Source organism: Lentzea sp. JNUCC 0626 (assembly GCF_043632865.1).
Classification (GTDB): domain Bacteria; phylum Actinomycetota; class Actinomycetes; order Mycobacteriales; family Pseudonocardiaceae; genus Lentzea.
The window spans coordinates 1,343,861-1,359,892 of record NZ_CP171635.1; the positions used below are offsets into that span (position 1 = coordinate 1,343,861).

Consider the following 16,032-nt stretch of genomic DNA (forward strand, 5'->3'; position numbering starts at 1 on the left):
CGGACGCGGCTCACGACGTCACGATCTCGTCAGGGTCGTCCTGCACGACCTTGCCCGCGATGTTCTTGCGCGGCACGCCGTCCACGTCCACGCAGAGCCCGAAGACCTTGTCCCTGGACGTCCAGCCGTTGATCCCGCCCCGGTTGTTCCCGATCTGCACCCGCTGGCCGGACAACGCCGTGACCCGGTGCAGGTACACGGTTCCGGCGACGCGGACGAGCACGATGTCGTCGACCTCGAGCTTCGCGGTGTCGACCGGTGCGACGGTCACGAGCTGGCGGCTGACGATCAGCGGCACCATCGACGACCCGGTCGGCCGGAACCGCACTCTTTCGCCCTGCGCGACCCGAGCCGCGACGGCGTCCATCATTCCCACGCGCCGTAGCTTCGGCGGCACGTCCGGCGCCGCGCAACGCATTTACCCGCTTGTCCGGTCTTCCTCCAGGCCGGACAATGCGGACATGGGGGAGTGGAAGCGGATCGTGCCGAGTCAGGGCGAGATGTCGGGCCTCGGGATCTTCGCGGGCTTCCTAGCCGCGTTCGCGGTGCTGTTAGCGGGAATGGTCCTGATAGCGCCGGGCAAGGTCGTCACCTGGTGGGGGATGATCTCCGCGATCGCGCTGTGCGCGGGACTGGCCGGTTTCCTGTGGAGGGCGAGCCACGCGGGTGTCCACTTCGGACCGCGCGGCGTGCTGGTCCACCCAGCGACCCGCGGCGCCGAGGTCGTGCCGTGGGACGAGTTCGTCCGGTTCGAGGCCCGCCCCGAGCGGGCGGCGGGCATCGAACCCCGGGGTGCCGTCGTGCACGTCGTCCGCATGACCGGGGACCCGGTGGCGACGCCGCTCAAGCAGTCGATCGAGGCCAACTGGGACCGGACGTTCTACTTCCTCGATGTCGTGCTGTCCGAAGTGGAGTTCGCCGACGCGCTCGCACACCTGAACGCGCAGGCGATCGCGTACAACTCGCGGGCATGAGCGGAGAACGGCCTACCTGGCCGTCGAGTGAATTCCTCGGCCGTACACGAACCGCAGCCCGGCCTCCGCGATCAACCGCTGGGCGTGCGGCAGCACCGGCCGCGACCCGATCTTGTCCACGGCCAGCCGCCGAATCGCCCGGTTGAGCCGCCCGGACGCACTGGTGACGGCGGCCCAGTCCCACTCGGCGGGGTCGCCCAGCCTCGGGTAGGTCGCCGCCCACGCCGAGGCGCGCTTCTCTGAGTTGTGGTTGGTGTGGCTCCACCCCAGCTCCCGCACCCCGTCGACCAGGCCGCGATCGAGCTGGATGAGCCCCCACCCTTCGAGGGTGTAGCGGAACGGGGCCTCCGGGGACACGCCGGGAGCGAAGTCGATGCGGTTCCGCAGCGGTTCCGGCCCCGCCCCGTCGACGAACAACGACAGGTACGCGCAGCGCTGATCGGCCGGCACCTCCGCGACCGAGCGGAACTCCTGAATCTCCGTCCCCGGTTCGGAGTCGGACTCGAACACGCGGAACACCCCGAGACCGAACACGGTGTCCAGCACCGCCGTCCAGTCGTCACCGGCGGCGAAGAAGTCGAGGTTGGGCACGCTCACACAGTATCCGTGCCCGTGTGTTCGTCCCGGACGGTCGGTCTGCCGCCGGGTGGGTGTGGCACACCCCGGTCGGCGCGGCCTTCCTGCGCGTGGCTTCCCGAGGTTGCCTGGTCGAGGACGGTGATCACCGCCGTCGTCACCGAGCACTGACCACGAGGAACCCGACATGCCTGAGATCCTGGAGATCACCACGCTCTCGCCCGCCCCCGGCCTCGCGCCGGAGGACTTCGTGGCCGCGAACGAGGACATCAACGACTACCTGCGGCGACAGCCCGGGTTCCGCTGGCGCCGCATCGCGGTGCGCGACGACGGCACCGTCGTCGACATCGTCGCCTACGACTCGATCGAGCACGCTCGGGCGGGCGCGGGCGGCATCACGGGCGAGATGGGGAACTCGCCCGTGCACGCCACGATCGACCACGGCACCGTCGACTGGCAGCTGACCACCGTGCTGCAGGCCGTCGACGGTCCCGGGGCGTGAGTCCGGTCAGATGCTGAAGCCGCCGTCGACGGTCAGCAGCGCGCCGGAGATGAACGCGGCCTTGTCGCTCGCGAGGAACGCGACCGCCTGGGCGATGTCCGCGGTCTCGCCGTACCGTCCGAGCGGCGTCATCGCGACCTGCGCGGCACCGAACGGCCCGTCCGCGGGGTTCATGTCCGTGTCGACGGCGCCCGGCCGCACGACGTTCACGGTGATGCCGCGCGGCCCGAGGTCACGCGCCCACCCGCGGGCGAGCTGGTCGACGGCGGCCTTGCTGGCCGCGTACTCCGCGACGCCGGGCGTGGCGATCCGGTCGGACACGATGCTGCCGACCAGGATCACCCGACCGCCGTCGGGCAGGAACCGGGTCGCGGAGTGCGTGGTGACGATGGGCCCCAACACGTTGGTGGCCAACATCTTCTGCACGCCGTCGAGCAGGTCGAGGTCTTGCTGGTCGACCGTGCCCATCACGGCGACACCGGCGGAGTTCACCAGCACGTCGATCCGTCCACCGAGGAACTCCGCTGCCTCCTCGACGGCGGTCGACGCCTGGTGCGGGTCCGACTGATCGCATTGCACGGCAAGGGCCTTCGTGCCGAACGAGGTCAGTTCGGCGACCACCTTCTCCGCCTGCTCCCGCGAGTGCCGGTAGGTGATGACGACGTCGGCCCCTTCCCGGGCGAGCTCCCGGGCGATCCCGGCCCCGATGCCCCGCGACCCTCCGGTCACGAGAGCGGTTTTTCCTTGCAGTGACTGGGACATGAGCTGAAACTCCCTGCGCTTTCGGCTGAGTGGGGCGAACTCGGCCAAAGCTAAAGTCTCTCATTAATGAGAAGGTCAAGCCGCCGATCGCGCGGCGGTGACGGAGGCCACAGCCTCGGCGTGACACAGCCCCGAACCTTCCCAATAATGTGAAGGTCCGGACTCAGACGAGGAGTGCCACGTGAACATCGGAGCCCTGGCGGAGAAGACCGGAGTCAAGCCGCGGCTGCTCCGCTACTACGAAGAGGTCGGCATCCTGCACCCCGTGCGCAGCCCGAACGGCTACCGCACCTACGGCGAGCCCGCCGTCGACCGGGTCCTGCAGATCCGGGAGCTGATCGAGTCCGGGCTGACGACGGAGATGATCCGCGAGGTGCTGCCCTGCCTGCTGTCCGGGAAGCCCAACCCGGACATCGAGTCGTGTCCCGCGTCGAAGGACCTGGACGGACTGCGCCGCCAGCTCGCGAGCATCGAACGACGCCTGGACGTGTTGCAGCGCAACCGGGACGCGATCAAGTCGTACCTGGGGGCCTGGGAGGACACCCTCGCAAAGAAGAAGGCCGGCCGGTCCACGAGCTGACCGGCCGGCCTTCTGATCGGGGTCAGGCGATCCGCACGAACCGGCCGATCGGGTACACCCAGCCGCGGGTGAACTCGAGTCCCAGCTGGTGGTCGTACACCTGGCACGCGCTCGGCTGTGGCAGGTCAGGACAGAAGTACACGGTGAGGGCCGAGTAGGTGTAGACGTCGTTCGGGGTGGACGGGTTGTCGATCGGGACGATCGTGTTCCGCACGGAGAACGCCACCGACGCCAGCCGCACGTCCTGGACGCCGTTCGGGTAGTGCACCTCCGATTCGGGGTCGTACACGAGGATGTGGTCGCTGAAGATGCAGACGTTCGCCCCGAAGAAGAAGTCGTACATCTTCTGACCCTGGCTGGTTTCGTAGATGGATTCCGTGACCTCCTCGCGGTAGCAAGGAGTGTTGGGCGGGAACACGCGCGGCGGGCTGATCGGCCACGCGTTGGTCTTGACGTCGCCCGTGCCGGTCGACGACGTCTTCTCCAGGGACGACTTGGCGGACGACTCCGACGCTGATGCCGCCGGAGCCGCCATCACGATCACGGCCAGGAACGCCACGGCCGCCGCTGACAGGCGTGTGAAGCGTGCGAACACTGGAACACCCCTCTGGTTGCAGTGTTTGAACAGGCTTCAGCCTCGCGGGGCGGACTGGACGCAGATTGGACGGAGACTGGTTTCGCCCCGGACCGGCCCGAGATCGCTCCACTGTGGACCGAGCGGCTACTCGAACACCCCGTAGCCCGCGACGGCGTGCGCCCGCACTCCGTCCATGTCGAGCTCCACGCCGATCCCGGGGGTGTCGGGCAGCGTGATGTAGCCGTCCTTCACGATCGAGCCGCTCCCGTCCGGGGCGTGGACGTAGCTGTCCCACACCTCCCGTTCCTCCAGGGCGTGCCACTCCTGGACGTAGAAGTTGGGGATCGCCGCGCACTGGTGCGACGTCGCCATCGTGCCCAGCGGCGTCGACACCAGGTGCGGCGCGAACGGGACGTAGTGCAGCTCCGCCAGGTTGGCGATCTTCTTGGCCTCCGCCAGCCCGCCGCACTTCGGCACGTCCGGTTCGATCACGTCCACGGCGCCGCGTTCGAGCAGTTCGCGGAACCCCCAGCGCAGGTAGAGGTTCTCGCCCGCGCAGATGGGCGTGCTGGTCTGCGAGCGCACCCGCACCAGCGCGTCGACGTTCTCGGCCGGCAATGGTTCTTCGAGCCACATCAGGTCGAACGGCTCGAGCGCCCGCGCGATCCGGCACGCGCTCGGCACGTCATAGCGGGCGTGCAGGTCGATGGCGAGGTCGACGTCCGGCCCGATCGCCTCGCGGACGGCGGCCACGCGCGCGACCATCGACCGCAGTTCGGCCGCGTTGACCGTGTGGTTGAAGTCGTCGAACTTCGCCGGGTGGCTCATGTCGTCGACGTCGAACTTGAGCGCGGTGAACCCCTCGGCGACCATCCGCTGGGCCCGGTCCACGCACCCCGACACCGATCCGGCCGGGTCGTCGCCGTCGCCGCAGTCGGCGTAGAGGCGGATCCGGTCGCGGAACTTGCCGCCGAGCAACCGGTGCACCGGCTGGCCCGCCGCCTTGCCCGCGAGGTCCCACAGCGCGAGTTCGATGCCGGACAGGGCGATCACGAACACCCCGCCCTGGGGGCCCGCGAAGACCTTGCCGCGCCGGAGCTTCTCCCAGCACCGCTCGACGTTGCGCGGGTCCTCGCCGATCAGGAGGGGGGTCAGGAACTCGATCATCCCGACCACGCCGGCCGCGCCCGCGTCGGGATTGGCCTCGCCGAACCCGCTGAGGCCCTCGTCGGTGTCGATCCGGACCAGCGTGGCCTCACCGTGGTAGGCGACCACCGCCGTTGTGACGTTCACGATCCGCATTGCTCTCTCCCGCCACCGGGTTGTGCATATGAACGGACGAACGCGACATCCAACTTGTCCTATAAGCTGATGACATGCAAAGGGGACAAGAGTCTTCGGACGCTGTCAAGGTCCGGACCCTGCCCGTGCAGGTGGCCGCACACCTGACCCGGCGCATCGTGAGCGGCGAGCTGGAGGACGGCCGGGGGCCGTCGGAGCTCGACATCTCGCGCGAGTTCGGGGTGTCCCGCGTGGTGGCGCGGGAGACGCTGAAAGTCCTGGCGTCGCTGGACATCGTCGAGGTGGCGCAGGGCCGCCGCGTCGTCGTGCGCCCGCCGGCGGAGTGGGACTACCTGAGCCCGTTGCTGATCGAGTGGCTGCCCGCCGAGGTCGTGGGCGAGCTGCTGCAGGAGCTCGACCAGATGCGGATGCTGCTCGAACCGGAGCTGGCCGCGATGGCCGCCGCCCTCGTCACCGACGAGACGCTGGAGCGGCTCCGCGGTGAGATCAGCCGGATGGAGGCGCTGGAGGCCGATCCGAACGCCTACCTCGAGGTCGACCACGAGTTCCACATGGAGATCTGCCGGGCGGCGAACAACCGCATCCTGGACCGGATCATGTACTCGGCCCGCTGGCTCGGCACGGCCAGCAGGCGCATCACCAATGAGGCGCCCGCCGCTCTGTGCAAGGCGACCGCCGACCACACGGAGATCTACGAGGCGCTCGTGGCGCGCGACCCCGACCGGGCCCGTGCGGCGATGCGCAAGCACCTCGCCAACAACTCCCACCTCCTCGCGGAGAAGAAGCGGCAGACCAAGCGGTCATCCCGCCGCCGTCAGCCCTGACCGCGACGAGCACCCGAACACCGCGTCAGCAGTCCTTCACCACATGAACGACCCGGCAGCGAAAACCTCGCTGTCCCGCCGGTAGCAGCGTCGCCCCGTCGGACGCGTCCGCCTGACCGGACGCGGGAGGAGTTGTTGTCATGGAAGCGAAGACGGACTTATCGAGGCGTACTTTTCTCGGCGTGAGCGCGCTCGGCGTGCTCGGTCTCGCCGGATGCGGGGGTGGCGGCCCGGCCGCACCGCAGGTGGACGTGCAGGTGCCCCAGGCGTTGCTCGACCAGGCGGCCTCGCTGCGCGGCGGGTCGGTCGGGATGCTCTCGCAGAAGCTGTACTCGGAGGCCGCGAACAAGGCGCTGGACAGGTCGTTGCAGGTCTTCGCGGAGGCCACCGGCACCACGGTCCGCAACGACCTGGTCTCCGGCGACGCGGGCGACATGGTCGCGAAGATGGACGCCGAGGTGAAGGCGGGCACCAGCCGCGACTTCGCGTTCGTGAGCGACCGGCGGTTCGTCGGCCAGCTGCACAACCTCGGCGCGCTCACCGACGTCACCGACGTGGTCGAGGAGATGCGCAAGCTCTACGGGGAACCCGCGACGGAGGCCACCAACTACTGCGTCTTCGGCGGCCGCTGGTTCGCGATCCCGTACCACTTCATCGCGACGGCGATGTACCTGCGCAAGGACTGGTACCAGGAGAAGGGCCTCCCGCTCAAACCGCACTACACGTGGGAAGAGTTGCGCGACAACGCCTTGGAGGTCTCCGACCCGGCGAAGAAGCGGTTCGGCTGGGGTCTCACGGTGAACCGCTCGGGCGACGCCAACGGGTTCATCGCGAACGTCATCAACACCTACGGCGGCGCGCTCGCGGACAACACCGGCACGAAGGTGGTGCTGAACTCGCCGGAGACCGTCGCCGCCGTCACGTTCATGGGCGACATCTACACGAACCCCAAGTACGCGCCGATGCTGCCGCCCGGCATCGGGAGCTGGACCGACTCGAGCAACAACGAAAACTGGCTCGCCCAGATCCTCGGGCTCACGCTCAACCAGTTCAGCGTGTACGCCGACTCGAAGACCAAGAACAACCCGGTCTACGCCAACACCCACCCGTTCAACGGCGCCACCGGCCCGGCGCTCGACAAGCCGCTGGCGTTCGGCGAGTCCAACTCGTTCGTCGTGTTCAAGGGAGCGAAGAACCCGGACCTCGCGAAGCTCGTGGCCAAGTACATGGTCAGCGGGACGGCGCTGCTCGGTGTCGCGAAGGGAGCGCCGTGCCTGGTGAATCCGTCGTGGGACAAGGTGTGGGACTCCGATCCGTACTACACCACCGGTGACCCGGCGTTCCCGGCGCTGCGCGAGCAGACCCGCACACCGCTGCCGGTGACCACGAAGACCGGCTTCAAGTTCCCGCAGGCGCCGAGCCCAGGGGAGCAGGCCGCCGTCGCCGCCTACCTGCTCACCGACATGATGCAGTCGGTCATCCAGGGCACCAGGCCGGCCGACGCCGTCGCGGCGACGCACGCCCGGATGGTGCAGGTGTTCGAGCAGCAGGGCTACAAGCAGTGACCGACCTGCGCACGCGGCCGGCGCCGGCTCGTCCGGCGCCGCGCACGTCGTCCTCGCTCACCCCGTCGCAGCGGGTGCTCGGCCGCGACTGGCGGCTCGCGGCCGCGTTCGTGGGGCCGACGCTGGTGCTGGTCGCCGGCCTGATCCTCGTCCCGATCGTCGACTCGGTCATCACCAGCACGACCGAACGCCACGGCGCCGAGACCGTCTTCGTAGGACTGGACAACTACACCGCTCTCGTCGGCGACTCCTTGTTCCACAAGGGAGTCCTGAACTCGTTCGTCTTCACCGCGTACGCCGAGATCTTCAAGGTCACCCTCGGCCTCATCGCGGCGTTGATGCTGCACCACATGCGCCGCGGCCGGGCGATCGTCGCCGGGGTGATCCTGCTGCCGTGGGTGGTGCCGACGGTCGTCACGGCGTTCACCTGGCGGTCCCTGTTCGACCCGATCTTCGGCAGCGTCAACGTTCTGCTCACCGATTCCGGCATCGGCCCGGTGCTCGCCTCGATCGGGCTCGTCGATCGGTGGCCGGCTGAGTGGTTGTCCGATCCGGCGCTCGCGATGCCGTCGGTCATCCTGGTCAACGTCTGGAAGGGCATCCCGTTCTTCACGGTGACGTTCCTGGCCGGCCTGAAGGCGATCGACAGCCACCTCTACGAGGCGGCCATGGTGGACGGTGCGTCGCCGTGGCAGCGGTTCGTGCACATCACGCTGCCCGGCCTGCGGCACGTCATGATCGTGACGGTGCTGCTGTCGTCGATCTGGACGTTCAACAACTTCGACCTGATCTGGCTGATGACCCAGGGCGGGCCGGGCGACGCCACCGCGCCGTACGTGATGGTGGCCTACTCGAAGGCGATCCAGCAGCTGCAACTCGGCGCGGGCGCCGCGGTCACGCTGGTGATGCTGCCGATCATCGCCGTGCTCGTCGTGGTCCTCGTGCGGATGATGCGCCGCAACGAACTGCCGGTCGCGGGCGATCTGGGCCGCAGGCGGCTCACCCCCGCCCAGCGCCGCGCGCTGCCGTGGGTGATCGTGCTCGTCTCGGTTCTCCTGCTGGTCTGGGCGTCGCCGCACATCGTGTGGAAGGCCGCGCTCGTGCTGGGCGTGTTCGTGGTGCTCGCGGCCGCCGTCGGACGGGTCGTGTCGGCGTTCGCCGCACGGGGCAACAGGGTCGCCGCACGTCTGGTCGGCGGCACGGGTTCGGGCGTCGCGCTCGTGGGGTTGCTGGGTTTCGTGCTCGCCCCGCTGTACTGGATGACGGTCACGGCCTTCAAGTCCGACGACCAGATCGTCGCGCGCACCGACGACCTCTGGCCGACCCCGTGGACCACCGAGCAGTTCACGAACCTCTTCACCGACAGGGCGTTCGGCACCTGGTACCTCAACACGGTCCTGGTGTCGGTGGCGTCCACGGTGATCGCGCTGGTCTGCGCGGCGCTGGCCGGGTACGCGTTGGCGCGCTTGAGGTTCCGGGGCTCGGAGAGCTTCACGGTGACGATCCTGCTCACCTACGTGATGCCGGGCGCGTTGCTGTTCATCCCGCTGTACCAGCTGATGAGCGGCATCGGTCTCAACGACTCGTTGTGGTCGCTGGTGCTCGCCTATCCGACGTTCACGTTGCCGTTCGCGACGTGGCTGCTCGTCGGGTACTTCCGGTCGATCCCGGCGGATCTGGAGGAGGCCGCGCTGGTCGACGGCTGCACGCGGTTCGGGGCGTTCCTGCGGATCACGTTGCCGCTGGCCAAACCGGGTCTGCTCGCGGTCGCGCTGTTCACGCTCACCAACGCGTGGAACGAGTTCCTGTTCGCGTTCGTGTTCATCACCCAGGACGACTACAAGACGTTGCCCGTCGGCATGCAGTCGATGATCTTCGGTGACGTCGTGCCGCAGGGCCAGCTCGCCGCGGCCTCGCTGCTGATCAGCATCCCGGTCGTGACGATGTACGCGTTCGGGCAGCGGTTCCTGACCGAGGGCCTCACCGCCGGGGCGGTGAAGGGATGAGCGAGGCGGTCACCGAGGAACACGTCGACACGGCGTCGCGCCCGAGTGCCCTGCGGATCACCGATCTGCGGGTGGCGAACCTGACCGGCGTGCCGTTCCGCTCGTCGATCATCCGGATCGACACGAACCAGGGCCTGGTGGGCTACGGGGAGGTGCGGGACCAGGCCAGCTCCAGTTACGCGCTCATGCTCAAGAGCCGGCTCGTCGGCGAGAACCCCTGCAACGTCGAGAAGGTCTTCCGCCGGATCAGGCAGTTCGGGCACCACGGACGGCAGGGCGGGGGAGTGTCCGGCGTCGAGATGGCGCTGACGGACCTCGCGGGCAAGGCGTACGGGGTGCCCGCGCACGCGTTGCTCGGCGGCCGCTACCGCGACCGGATCCGGTGCTACGCCGACACTCCGTCGCTGCCGGACCCGCACGCCATGGGCGACCGGCTGCTGGAACGCAAGCGGCGCGGGTACACGATGTTGAAGATGGACGTCGGCATCGACCTGTTGTGGGACGTCCCGGGGGCGTTGATCGCGCCGCCGGGGGCCCGCGAGGACCTGACGACCATGCACCCGTTCACCGGGATCCAGGTCACCGACCTGGGCGTGCAGTACCTGGCGTTCTACGTGGACGTCGTGCGGTCCGTGGTGGGCTACGACGTCGCGCTCGCCGCCGACCACTTCGGTCACATCGCGCTCGACTCGTGCATCCGCATCGGCCGCGCGCTCGAACCGTTCACCCTGGCCTGGATCGAGGACCTGATCCCGTGGCAGCTGACCGACCAGTGGCGTCAGCTGACCGAGGCCGTCGCCGTCCCGACCTGCACGGGCGAGGACATCTACCTGCTCGACGGCTTCCGGCCGTTGCTGGACACCGGTGCCATCCGTGTCGTGCACCCGGATCCGGCGACGGCGGGCGGCATCGCCGAGACCAAGCGGATCGGCGACCACGCGCAGGAACGCGGCATTCCCATGGCGTTGCACCTCGCGGCGTCACCGATCGCGACGATGGCGTCCGTGCACCTGGCCGCCGCCACCGAGAACTTCCTCGCGCTCGAACACCACGCGGCCGAGGTGGAGTTCTGGAGCGACCTCGTCACCGGCCTGCCCCGGCCGTTGACCCAGGACGGCCACATCGCCGTGCCGGACACGCCGGGACTGGGTTTCGGCGACCTCGACGAGGAGCTGCTGCGACGCCACCTCGACCCGCGCGACCCGGTCTTCTTCGCCGAGACCAAGCACTGGGACGCGGAGTCGAGCCATGACCGCCTGTGGAGTTAGCGTCCTTGCGCGGCGCGCCACTTCTCGTACTCGGGCCAGGCGTCCTGCGACAGCGGGTAGTACCGCCGCAGGTCGCCACCCTCGGCCAGCTTGATCCGGGAGAACTCCTCCCACTCCGCGTGTTCCTGGGCGGCGGCGACCAGCGCGGGCGCGAGCTTGACCGGCACCACGACCGCCCCGTCGTCGTCCGCCACGACGATGTCGCCGGGTTCGACGAGCGTGCCGCCGCAGGCCACCGGCACGTTCACAGCGGTCGGGACGATGCCGGTCTGGGCGTGGTAGTTCGGGGTGGCGCCGCGGATCCACAGCCCGAGGCCGAGCTTCTTGGCCTCGCCGACGTCGCGCAGGCACCCGTCGATCACCACGCCCACGCCGCCGCGGCCCTGGAAGTACGTCAGCATCATCTCGCCGAACACGCCGCTGCCCATGTCGCCGCGCGCGTCCACGACGATCATGTCGCCCGCCTGGGCGTGGTACATGACGTGCCGGTGCAGTTGCTTCTCCGGCTCGGCGTACTCCTCGTCGGGGTAGAGGTCCTCCCGCTTCGGCAGGAACTGCAGCGTCAGCGCCGGACCTGCCACGCGCACACCGGGTGTCACCGTGACCGGGCCCTGGATGAACGCGCTGCGGATGCCCATGCGGCTCAGTTCGGCGCTGGCCGTCGCACTGCCGAGAGCCGCGAGGGCGGTGCTGAGTTCTGCGGGCGGGCGAACGATGTCGTGCGTCTCGACCACGTCGGCAACTCCCTCGGATTCGCGATGACCGCCGGTGAATCTCGATGAGCCTGCGATCCGAGACTAGTGCAGGAAACCGTTGTGCAGAGCCAGGAGTTGTTTCGAAAACTCAGGAGACCTTGCGCGGCAACGAGTTCAGCGAAGCTGGTCGTCGGTGTAGTACCCGGAGTCCACCAGGACCTCGTGGTAGTTGGCCTTGTCGACGCTCACGGGGTTGAGCAGGAAGGCCGGGACGATCTTGACGCCGTTCTCGTAGTCGTTGAGGTTGTTGAGCTGGGGCGGTGTCCGGCCCTTCAGCACGGCCTCGGCCATCGACGCCGTGGCCGTCGCCAGTTCGCGGGTGTCCTTGTAGATCGTCGAGTACTGCTCGCCCGCGATGATGGACTTCACGGAGGGGAGTTCGGCGTCCTGTCCCGTCACGACCGGCAGGGGAGCGCCGTAGCCGCTGTTCTTCAGCGCGGTGAGGATGCCGAGCGAGATCCCGTCGTAGGGCGAAAGCACGCCGTTCACCTTGTTCTTCTTGTACGCCGTGGTGAGGATTTCCTCCATCCGCTTGCGGGCGGTCTCGCCGTCCCACCGCAGGGTCGTCACCGCCGTGAAGTCGACCTGACCGCTGCGCACCACCAGCTTCTTCTCGTCGATGTACGGCTTGAGCACGGACATCGCGCCGTTGAAGAAGAACGCCGAGTTGTTGTCGTCCGCCGAGCCGGCGAACAGTTCGACGTTGAACGGGCCGGGCTGAGGGCCGGGGGTGCCGTCGCCGTTGCGCAGGCCCAGCCCGGTCAGCAGCGACTCGGCCTGGTAGATGCCGACGCGGAAGTTCTCGAACGTCGCGTAGTAGTCGACGTTCGGGCTGCCGCGCAGCAGCCGGTCGTAGGCGATGACCGGGATCCCGGCCTCCGCGGCGATCGCCAGCGGTTCGGTGAGGGCGGAGCCGTCGACCGAGGCGATGATGAGGAGTTTCGCGCCGGCGGCGATCTGGCTCTGCACCTGCTTCACCTGCGTGGGCACGTCGTTCTGCGCGTACTGCAGATCGACCCTGTGCCCGCGTGACTCGAGGTCGCGCTTGATGTTGTCGCCGTCGCTGATCCAGCGCTCCGACTTCGTCGTGGGCATCGTGACACCCACGAGAGCGCTCTCATGCGGTTTGCTCTGCTGCCCTGCGGCGGGGGAGCCGCACGCCGCAGCGAGCAGCGCGATCACGGGCACCGCGTACTTCAGTGATCGCATCCACGCACCTCACGTGCCGTTTTGTGACCTGCACCACAAGCGGGTGTGCACGTTAACAACTGATTGACGGCGGATCAAGCGGAGCGCACACAAGGACTTCCGGTCATCAAAGACCTGAATGGCTAGGCCCTGTCCGGCAAGTCCGTCAGGACAGGGCCTGGGTCAGCTCAGCAGTCCGCGGGCGGCGAGGTTCGTCATCAACGCGGTGATGCCGAACGTCCAGTCCTCCGCGTTCTCGGCCGTGGTCACGACGTTCGTCAACGCGCCCAAACGAGGCGACGAGATGCGCACGACGTCCCCGATCCGGTGCGTGAACCCCTCGCCGGGCCGGTCGCGGTCCTCGGTGGGCGCGAACATCGTGCCGGTGAACAACACGAACCCGTCGGGATAGCGGTGGTGGGTGCCGAAGGCGTGGGACACCAGGTCCTCGAGCTCCCGGCTGATCTCGGACACCGCGCTCACACCGTGCAGCTCGAACCCGTCGGGACCGGTGATGTCCAGGGAGATCTCGGTGGCCTTGGCGTCCGCCAGCGTGAACCCGTCGTCGAACAGCCGCAGGAACGGCCCGATGGCGCAGGAAGCGTTGTTGTCCTTGGCCTCCGTGAGCAGCAGAGCGCTGCGGCCCTCGAAGTCGCGCAGGTTGACGTCGTTGCCGAGCGTCGCGCCGACCGGTGTCCCGCGCGAGTTCACCACCAGCACCAGCTCGGGTTCGGGGTTGTTCCAGACCGAACGGGCGAGCACGCCGACCTCCGCGCCCGGCCCCACCGCCGAGAGCACCGGTGCCTTGGTGAAGATCTCGGGGTCCGGCCCGATGCCGACCTCGAGGTACTGCGACCACAGCCCTTCCGCCTGCAACACCCTCTTCACCTCCGCGGCCTCCACCGACCCCGGCCTCAGGTTCGAGAGGTGCCCCTGGACGATCGCGCCGATCTTCGCGCGCACCTCCTCGGCCAGCGCCGGATCGCCGTCCGCCCGCTCCTCGATGACCCGTTCGAGCATGCTGCGCACGAACGTCACGCCCGCGGCCTTGAGCACCTGCAGGTCGACCGGCGCCAGGAACCTGGGCACCGCACCGGCCGGGTTCGTCGTGGCGGCAAGCACTTCCGCGAGCGGCCACGAGGTGCCCGCGTGACTTCGGACGGCCTCCACCGCGTCCGGCCGTTCGAGCAACGACGACACGGTCGGTGCCAACGTCGAGAGGTCGACTACCTCCTCGCCGCGGATCGTCACGACCGAAGGTCCTTGTGCGGAGGGGTCGAACACCCTCGCGACCAGCGTGGCGTCCGCCGCGTCCCGGGGGAGGACGTCGGCGGCGTCGAGCGAGATCCCCATGGAAATCCTCCTCCTGCGCACTGCGGTTCGCAGAGCAGTGAACCGCAGACTTCACCGCTCCAGCGCCTGTTCGCGCAACCAGTACTTCGCTGCCTCCCGCACCTTCGCATCCGGGTCGCCCAACGCCTCCCGGACCAGATCGGCCAGATGACGCGAGTCCCGCCGCCAGTACAGCAACGACAGGATCGCGAGACGGCGCACCGACGCGTCCTGGTCGTCCCGCATCGTCCGGCACAGCACGGGCAGCACCCGCCGCCCGACCTTCTTGCCGAGCTGCCGCCGCCCGAGCACGCTGACGGCGTGCCGACGGATGACCGCGTGCGGCGAACTCAGGCCGAGGACCGCGGCATCGACCTCGTCAGCGGTGATCTCGCAGTAACTGGTGCCAGGAGCCAGCCTCGCCTCCAATGCCGACAGGTAGGCGGGCGAGCGTTCGATGACCTCCGCCAACGGCCCGTAGTCCAGCGGTGGCGCGACGACCGAGTGGTCGCGGAAGGAGGTGTAGGGCCCGGCGACCGCACCGGCCACCACGCTCGCGGGGAGGGTGGCGGCGAGCACGAGGTCGAGCCGGCCGAGACGGGACAGTGCGACCGCGACCCAGTGCTGCGCGTCAGCCCGACCAAGAGCGGCGCGCAACGCGTCGATGACCTGGTCATCGCGCCGGCCGATGTCCGCGAGCAGCTTCGCGGCCTGCCAGGCCCGGCCCGAACCGAGCAGATCGACCAACGCCGGGATCGCCGCCGGACCGAGATCCCGCAGAGCCGCCTCGGCCTCCTCGGAGCCGACGGGCCCGTCGAATGTCCCCAGCAGACCTGCCAGACTCCTCGCGCGCTCGGCCGGTGGGAGCGCTGCGAGCTGGGCCAGGGCGGCCGTTCGCTCGTCCAGTTCCGGAAAGTGGCGGCGCACCTCGGCCTTGCTCAGCACGCGCTTGATCAGCGATTCGTGGTGCTCGTCGTCGAGCAGCAGCACCACGAACTCCCGATCGGTGACGCCACTCGTGCGCAACGTCGTGCGGGCTCGCCGGCACACGCGGACCACCGCCCCGAGGTACCGCTCGAACGTCCGTTGCCAATGACGGGTCGTTCCGGCGCACGCCAGCGCCGTCAGGGCCCGCTCCCACTGTTCGGCAGGCCCGGGCGAGAGCCAGTCGTCGAGGTAGCGGTCCCAGTCCGGGGCACTCCACCGCAGCTGCTCCCGGACGTCCTCTGGTTCGCGCGCCAACGCCTCGACGCTGTTGATCCCCAACTGGGGCAACGCGATCAGGCCGTCCTCTTCGCGGTAGACGTGGTCGAGCACCGCCGCGTAGAGCCGTTCGCCGGGGTGATCGGCCATCGCCGACTCGACGGACCGCACCACGCCGTCGTGCAGAACCCGCTCGAACTCCGCCCAGTCAAAGGTCGCCGTCACGGGAGCACTCTACGGCGAGTCTGATGTGGACGGACCTCAGTTCTCCTCCTCGACCACTTCCTCCTCGATCGGCAGGTCGTCCTTCCGCCACCGCAGCTTGACCTCGAACTGTCCCTGCACGCCGGTCCGCGCGATCACCGCACCGGCCTCCGCGTCCAGCTTCACGCCGAACTTGAGTTCGACCTCGTCCGGCGGGCGGGCCATCGTGCGGAACTGGTCGAGCGCGGTCGAGGCGGCGTCGCGCACGTCGGTGAGCGCCTTCTCGAACGACGCGCGGGCGTCGCGCAGCACGCGGCCCGGACGGCTCGCCCGGGAGACGCCCGGTTCCTCGTCGACCTCGACGACGACCGAGCCGCCGCCGTCCAGTTCGAATCGCGCTAGTTCAGTCATGCA

17 protein-coding genes are annotated in these 16,032 nt (G+C 68.9%); 7 read left to right on the forward strand and 10 right to left on the reverse strand.

Annotated features, from left to right (window positions below):
- Positions 1-10: 10 nt before the first annotated feature.
- The gene (locus tag JNUCC0626_RS06140) at positions 11-376 is read right to left on the reverse strand and encodes a hypothetical protein (RefSeq protein ID WP_394618681.1); all 366 of its coding nucleotides are present in this window, start codon (positions 374-376) and stop codon (positions 11-13) included.
- An 85-nt stretch (positions 377-461) separates the two neighbouring features.
- Here JNUCC0626_RS06140 and JNUCC0626_RS06145 point away from each other — a divergent pair, with 85 nt between their 5' ends.
- A complete protein-coding gene (locus JNUCC0626_RS06145; RefSeq protein ID WP_394618682.1) occupies positions 462-974 on the forward strand; it encodes a hypothetical protein in 513 nt (170 codons plus the stop codon).
- A 12-nt stretch (positions 975-986) separates the two neighbouring features.
- Here JNUCC0626_RS06145 and JNUCC0626_RS06150 read toward each other — a convergent pair whose 3' ends face one another.
- On the reverse strand, positions 987-1,565 hold the full coding sequence (locus JNUCC0626_RS06150) for a hypothetical protein (RefSeq protein WP_394618683.1): 579 nt from the start codon (positions 1,563-1,565) through the stop codon (positions 987-989).
- A gap of 172 nt (positions 1,566-1,737) precedes the next feature.
- On the opposite strand from JNUCC0626_RS06150, the gene JNUCC0626_RS06155 reads away from it, so the two are divergent.
- Positions 1,738-2,052, forward strand: a complete 315-nt coding sequence (locus JNUCC0626_RS06155) for a hypothetical protein (protein WP_394618684.1) — start codon at positions 1,738-1,740, stop codon at positions 2,050-2,052.
- 6 nt (positions 2,053-2,058) lie between these two features.
- Here the strand turns inward: JNUCC0626_RS06155 and JNUCC0626_RS06160 are convergent, their stop codons facing one another.
- On the reverse strand, positions 2,059-2,814 hold the full coding sequence (locus tag JNUCC0626_RS06160; RefSeq protein WP_430623489.1) for an SDR family NAD(P)-dependent oxidoreductase: 756 nt from the start codon (positions 2,812-2,814) through the stop codon (positions 2,059-2,061).
- Positions 2,815-2,995: 181 nt separating this feature from the next.
- Here JNUCC0626_RS06160 and JNUCC0626_RS06165 point away from each other — a divergent pair, with 181 nt between their 5' ends.
- Complete coding sequence (locus JNUCC0626_RS06165) at positions 2,996-3,394, forward strand: MerR family transcriptional regulator (RefSeq protein ID WP_394618686.1); 399 nt, start codon at positions 2,996-2,998, stop codon at positions 3,392-3,394.
- 22 nt (positions 3,395-3,416) lie between these two features.
- Here JNUCC0626_RS06165 and JNUCC0626_RS06170 read toward each other — a convergent pair whose 3' ends face one another.
- Together JNUCC0626_RS06170 and JNUCC0626_RS06175 are read right to left on the reverse strand one after the other, a co-directional pair.
- Positions 3,417-3,989, reverse strand: a complete 573-nt coding sequence (locus JNUCC0626_RS06170) for a hypothetical protein (RefSeq protein ID WP_394618687.1) — start codon at positions 3,987-3,989, stop codon at positions 3,417-3,419.
- Positions 3,990-4,115: 126 nt separating this feature from the next.
- Positions 4,116-5,273 carry a mandelate racemase/muconate lactonizing enzyme family protein gene (locus tag JNUCC0626_RS06175; protein WP_394618688.1) on the reverse strand — a complete coding sequence of 386 codons (1,158 nt, stop codon included), beginning with the start codon at positions 5,271-5,273 and terminating at the stop codon, positions 4,116-4,118.
- 74 nt (positions 5,274-5,347) lie between these two features.
- Between JNUCC0626_RS06175 and JNUCC0626_RS06180 the strand changes: the two genes are divergently transcribed.
- The 4 genes from JNUCC0626_RS06180 to JNUCC0626_RS06195 all read left to right on the forward strand — a co-directional run bounded on the left by JNUCC0626_RS06180 (position 5,348) and on the right by JNUCC0626_RS06195 (position 10,936).
- A complete protein-coding gene (locus JNUCC0626_RS06180; protein ID WP_394618689.1) occupies positions 5,348-6,097 on the forward strand; it encodes a FadR/GntR family transcriptional regulator in 750 nt (249 codons plus the stop codon).
- Positions 6,098-6,279: 182 nt separating this feature from the next.
- Positions 6,280-7,662 carry an extracellular solute-binding protein gene (locus tag JNUCC0626_RS06185; protein WP_394618690.1) on the forward strand — a complete coding sequence of 461 codons (1,383 nt, stop codon included), beginning with the start codon at positions 6,280-6,282 and terminating at the stop codon, positions 7,660-7,662.
- Complete coding sequence (locus JNUCC0626_RS06190; RefSeq protein WP_394618691.1) at positions 7,659-9,668, forward strand: ABC transporter permease subunit; 2,010 nt, start codon at positions 7,659-7,661, stop codon at positions 9,666-9,668. Before JNUCC0626_RS06185 ends, JNUCC0626_RS06190 begins: the two co-directional genes overlap by 4 nt.
- Positions 9,665-10,936, forward strand: a complete 1,272-nt coding sequence (locus JNUCC0626_RS06195) for a mandelate racemase/muconate lactonizing enzyme family protein (RefSeq protein WP_394618692.1) — start codon at positions 9,665-9,667, stop codon at positions 10,934-10,936. The genes JNUCC0626_RS06190 and JNUCC0626_RS06195 overlap by 4 nt, the downstream gene beginning before the upstream one ends.
- On the opposite strand, the gene JNUCC0626_RS06200 is transcribed toward JNUCC0626_RS06195, so the two are convergent.
- The 5 genes from JNUCC0626_RS06200 to JNUCC0626_RS06220 all read right to left on the reverse strand — a co-directional run bounded on the left by JNUCC0626_RS06200 (position 10,933) and on the right by JNUCC0626_RS06220 (position 16,029).
- Positions 10,933-11,670, reverse strand: coding sequence for a ribonuclease activity regulator RraA (locus JNUCC0626_RS06200; RefSeq protein WP_394618693.1), 738 nt, complete (start codon positions 11,668-11,670; stop codon positions 10,933-10,935). The two genes, JNUCC0626_RS06195 and JNUCC0626_RS06200, sit on opposite strands and share 4 nt — an antisense overlap.
- A 135-nt stretch (positions 11,671-11,805) precedes the next feature.
- A complete protein-coding gene (chvE, locus tag JNUCC0626_RS06205; protein ID WP_394618694.1) occupies positions 11,806-12,900 on the reverse strand; it encodes a multiple monosaccharide ABC transporter substrate-binding protein in 1,095 nt (364 codons plus the stop codon).
- A 162-nt stretch (positions 12,901-13,062) separates the two neighbouring features.
- Complete coding sequence (locus JNUCC0626_RS06210) at positions 13,063-14,232, reverse strand: fumarylacetoacetate hydrolase family protein (protein ID WP_394618695.1); 1,170 nt, start codon at positions 14,230-14,232, stop codon at positions 13,063-13,065.
- A gap of 51 nt (positions 14,233-14,283) precedes the next feature.
- Positions 14,284-15,639: a DUF4303 domain-containing protein gene (locus JNUCC0626_RS06215; protein ID WP_394618696.1), complete on the reverse strand. Its 1,356-nt coding sequence runs from the start codon at positions 15,637-15,639 to the stop codon at positions 14,284-14,286.
- Between the two features lie 36 nt (positions 15,640-15,675).
- The gene (locus JNUCC0626_RS06220) at positions 15,676-16,029 is read right to left on the reverse strand and encodes a CU044_2847 family protein (RefSeq protein WP_394618697.1); all 354 of its coding nucleotides are present in this window, start codon (positions 16,027-16,029) and stop codon (positions 15,676-15,678) included.
- Positions 16,030-16,032: the final 3 nt, after the last annotated feature.

What these genes read in the sequence shown, in the direction of transcription:
- JNUCC0626_RS06145 (WP_394618682.1), top strand. Translation starts at nt 462, where the DNA reads ATGGGGGAGTGGAAGCGGATCGTGCCGAGTCAGGGCGAGATGTCGGGC.
- JNUCC0626_RS06155 (WP_394618684.1), top strand. Translation starts at nt 1,738, where the DNA reads ATGCCTGAGATCCTGGAGATCACCACGCTCTCGCCCGCCCCCGGCCTC.
- JNUCC0626_RS06160 (WP_430623489.1), bottom strand. Translation starts at nt 2,814, where the DNA reads ATGTCCCAGTCACTGCAAGGAAAAACCGCTCTCGTGACCGGAGGGTCG.
- JNUCC0626_RS06175 (WP_394618688.1), bottom strand. Translation starts at nt 5,273, where the DNA reads ATGCGGATCGTGAACGTCACAACGGCGGTGGTCGCCTACCACGGTGAG.
- JNUCC0626_RS06180 (WP_394618689.1), top strand. Translation starts at nt 5,348, where the DNA reads ATGCAAAGGGGACAAGAGTCTTCGGACGCTGTCAAGGTCCGGACCCTG.
- JNUCC0626_RS06195 (WP_394618692.1), top strand. Translation starts at nt 9,665, where the DNA reads ATGAGCGAGGCGGTCACCGAGGAACACGTCGACACGGCGTCGCGCCCG.
- chvE (WP_394618694.1), bottom strand. Translation starts at nt 12,900, where the DNA reads ATGCGATCACTGAAGTACGCGGTGCCCGTGATCGCGCTGCTCGCTGCG.
- JNUCC0626_RS06210 (WP_394618695.1), bottom strand. Translation starts at nt 14,232, where the DNA reads ATGGGGATCTCGCTCGACGCCGCCGACGTCCTCCCCCGGGACGCGGCG.
- JNUCC0626_RS06220 (WP_394618697.1), bottom strand. Translation starts at nt 16,029, where the DNA reads ATGACTGAACTAGCGCGATTCGAACTGGACGGCGGCGGCTCGGTCGTC.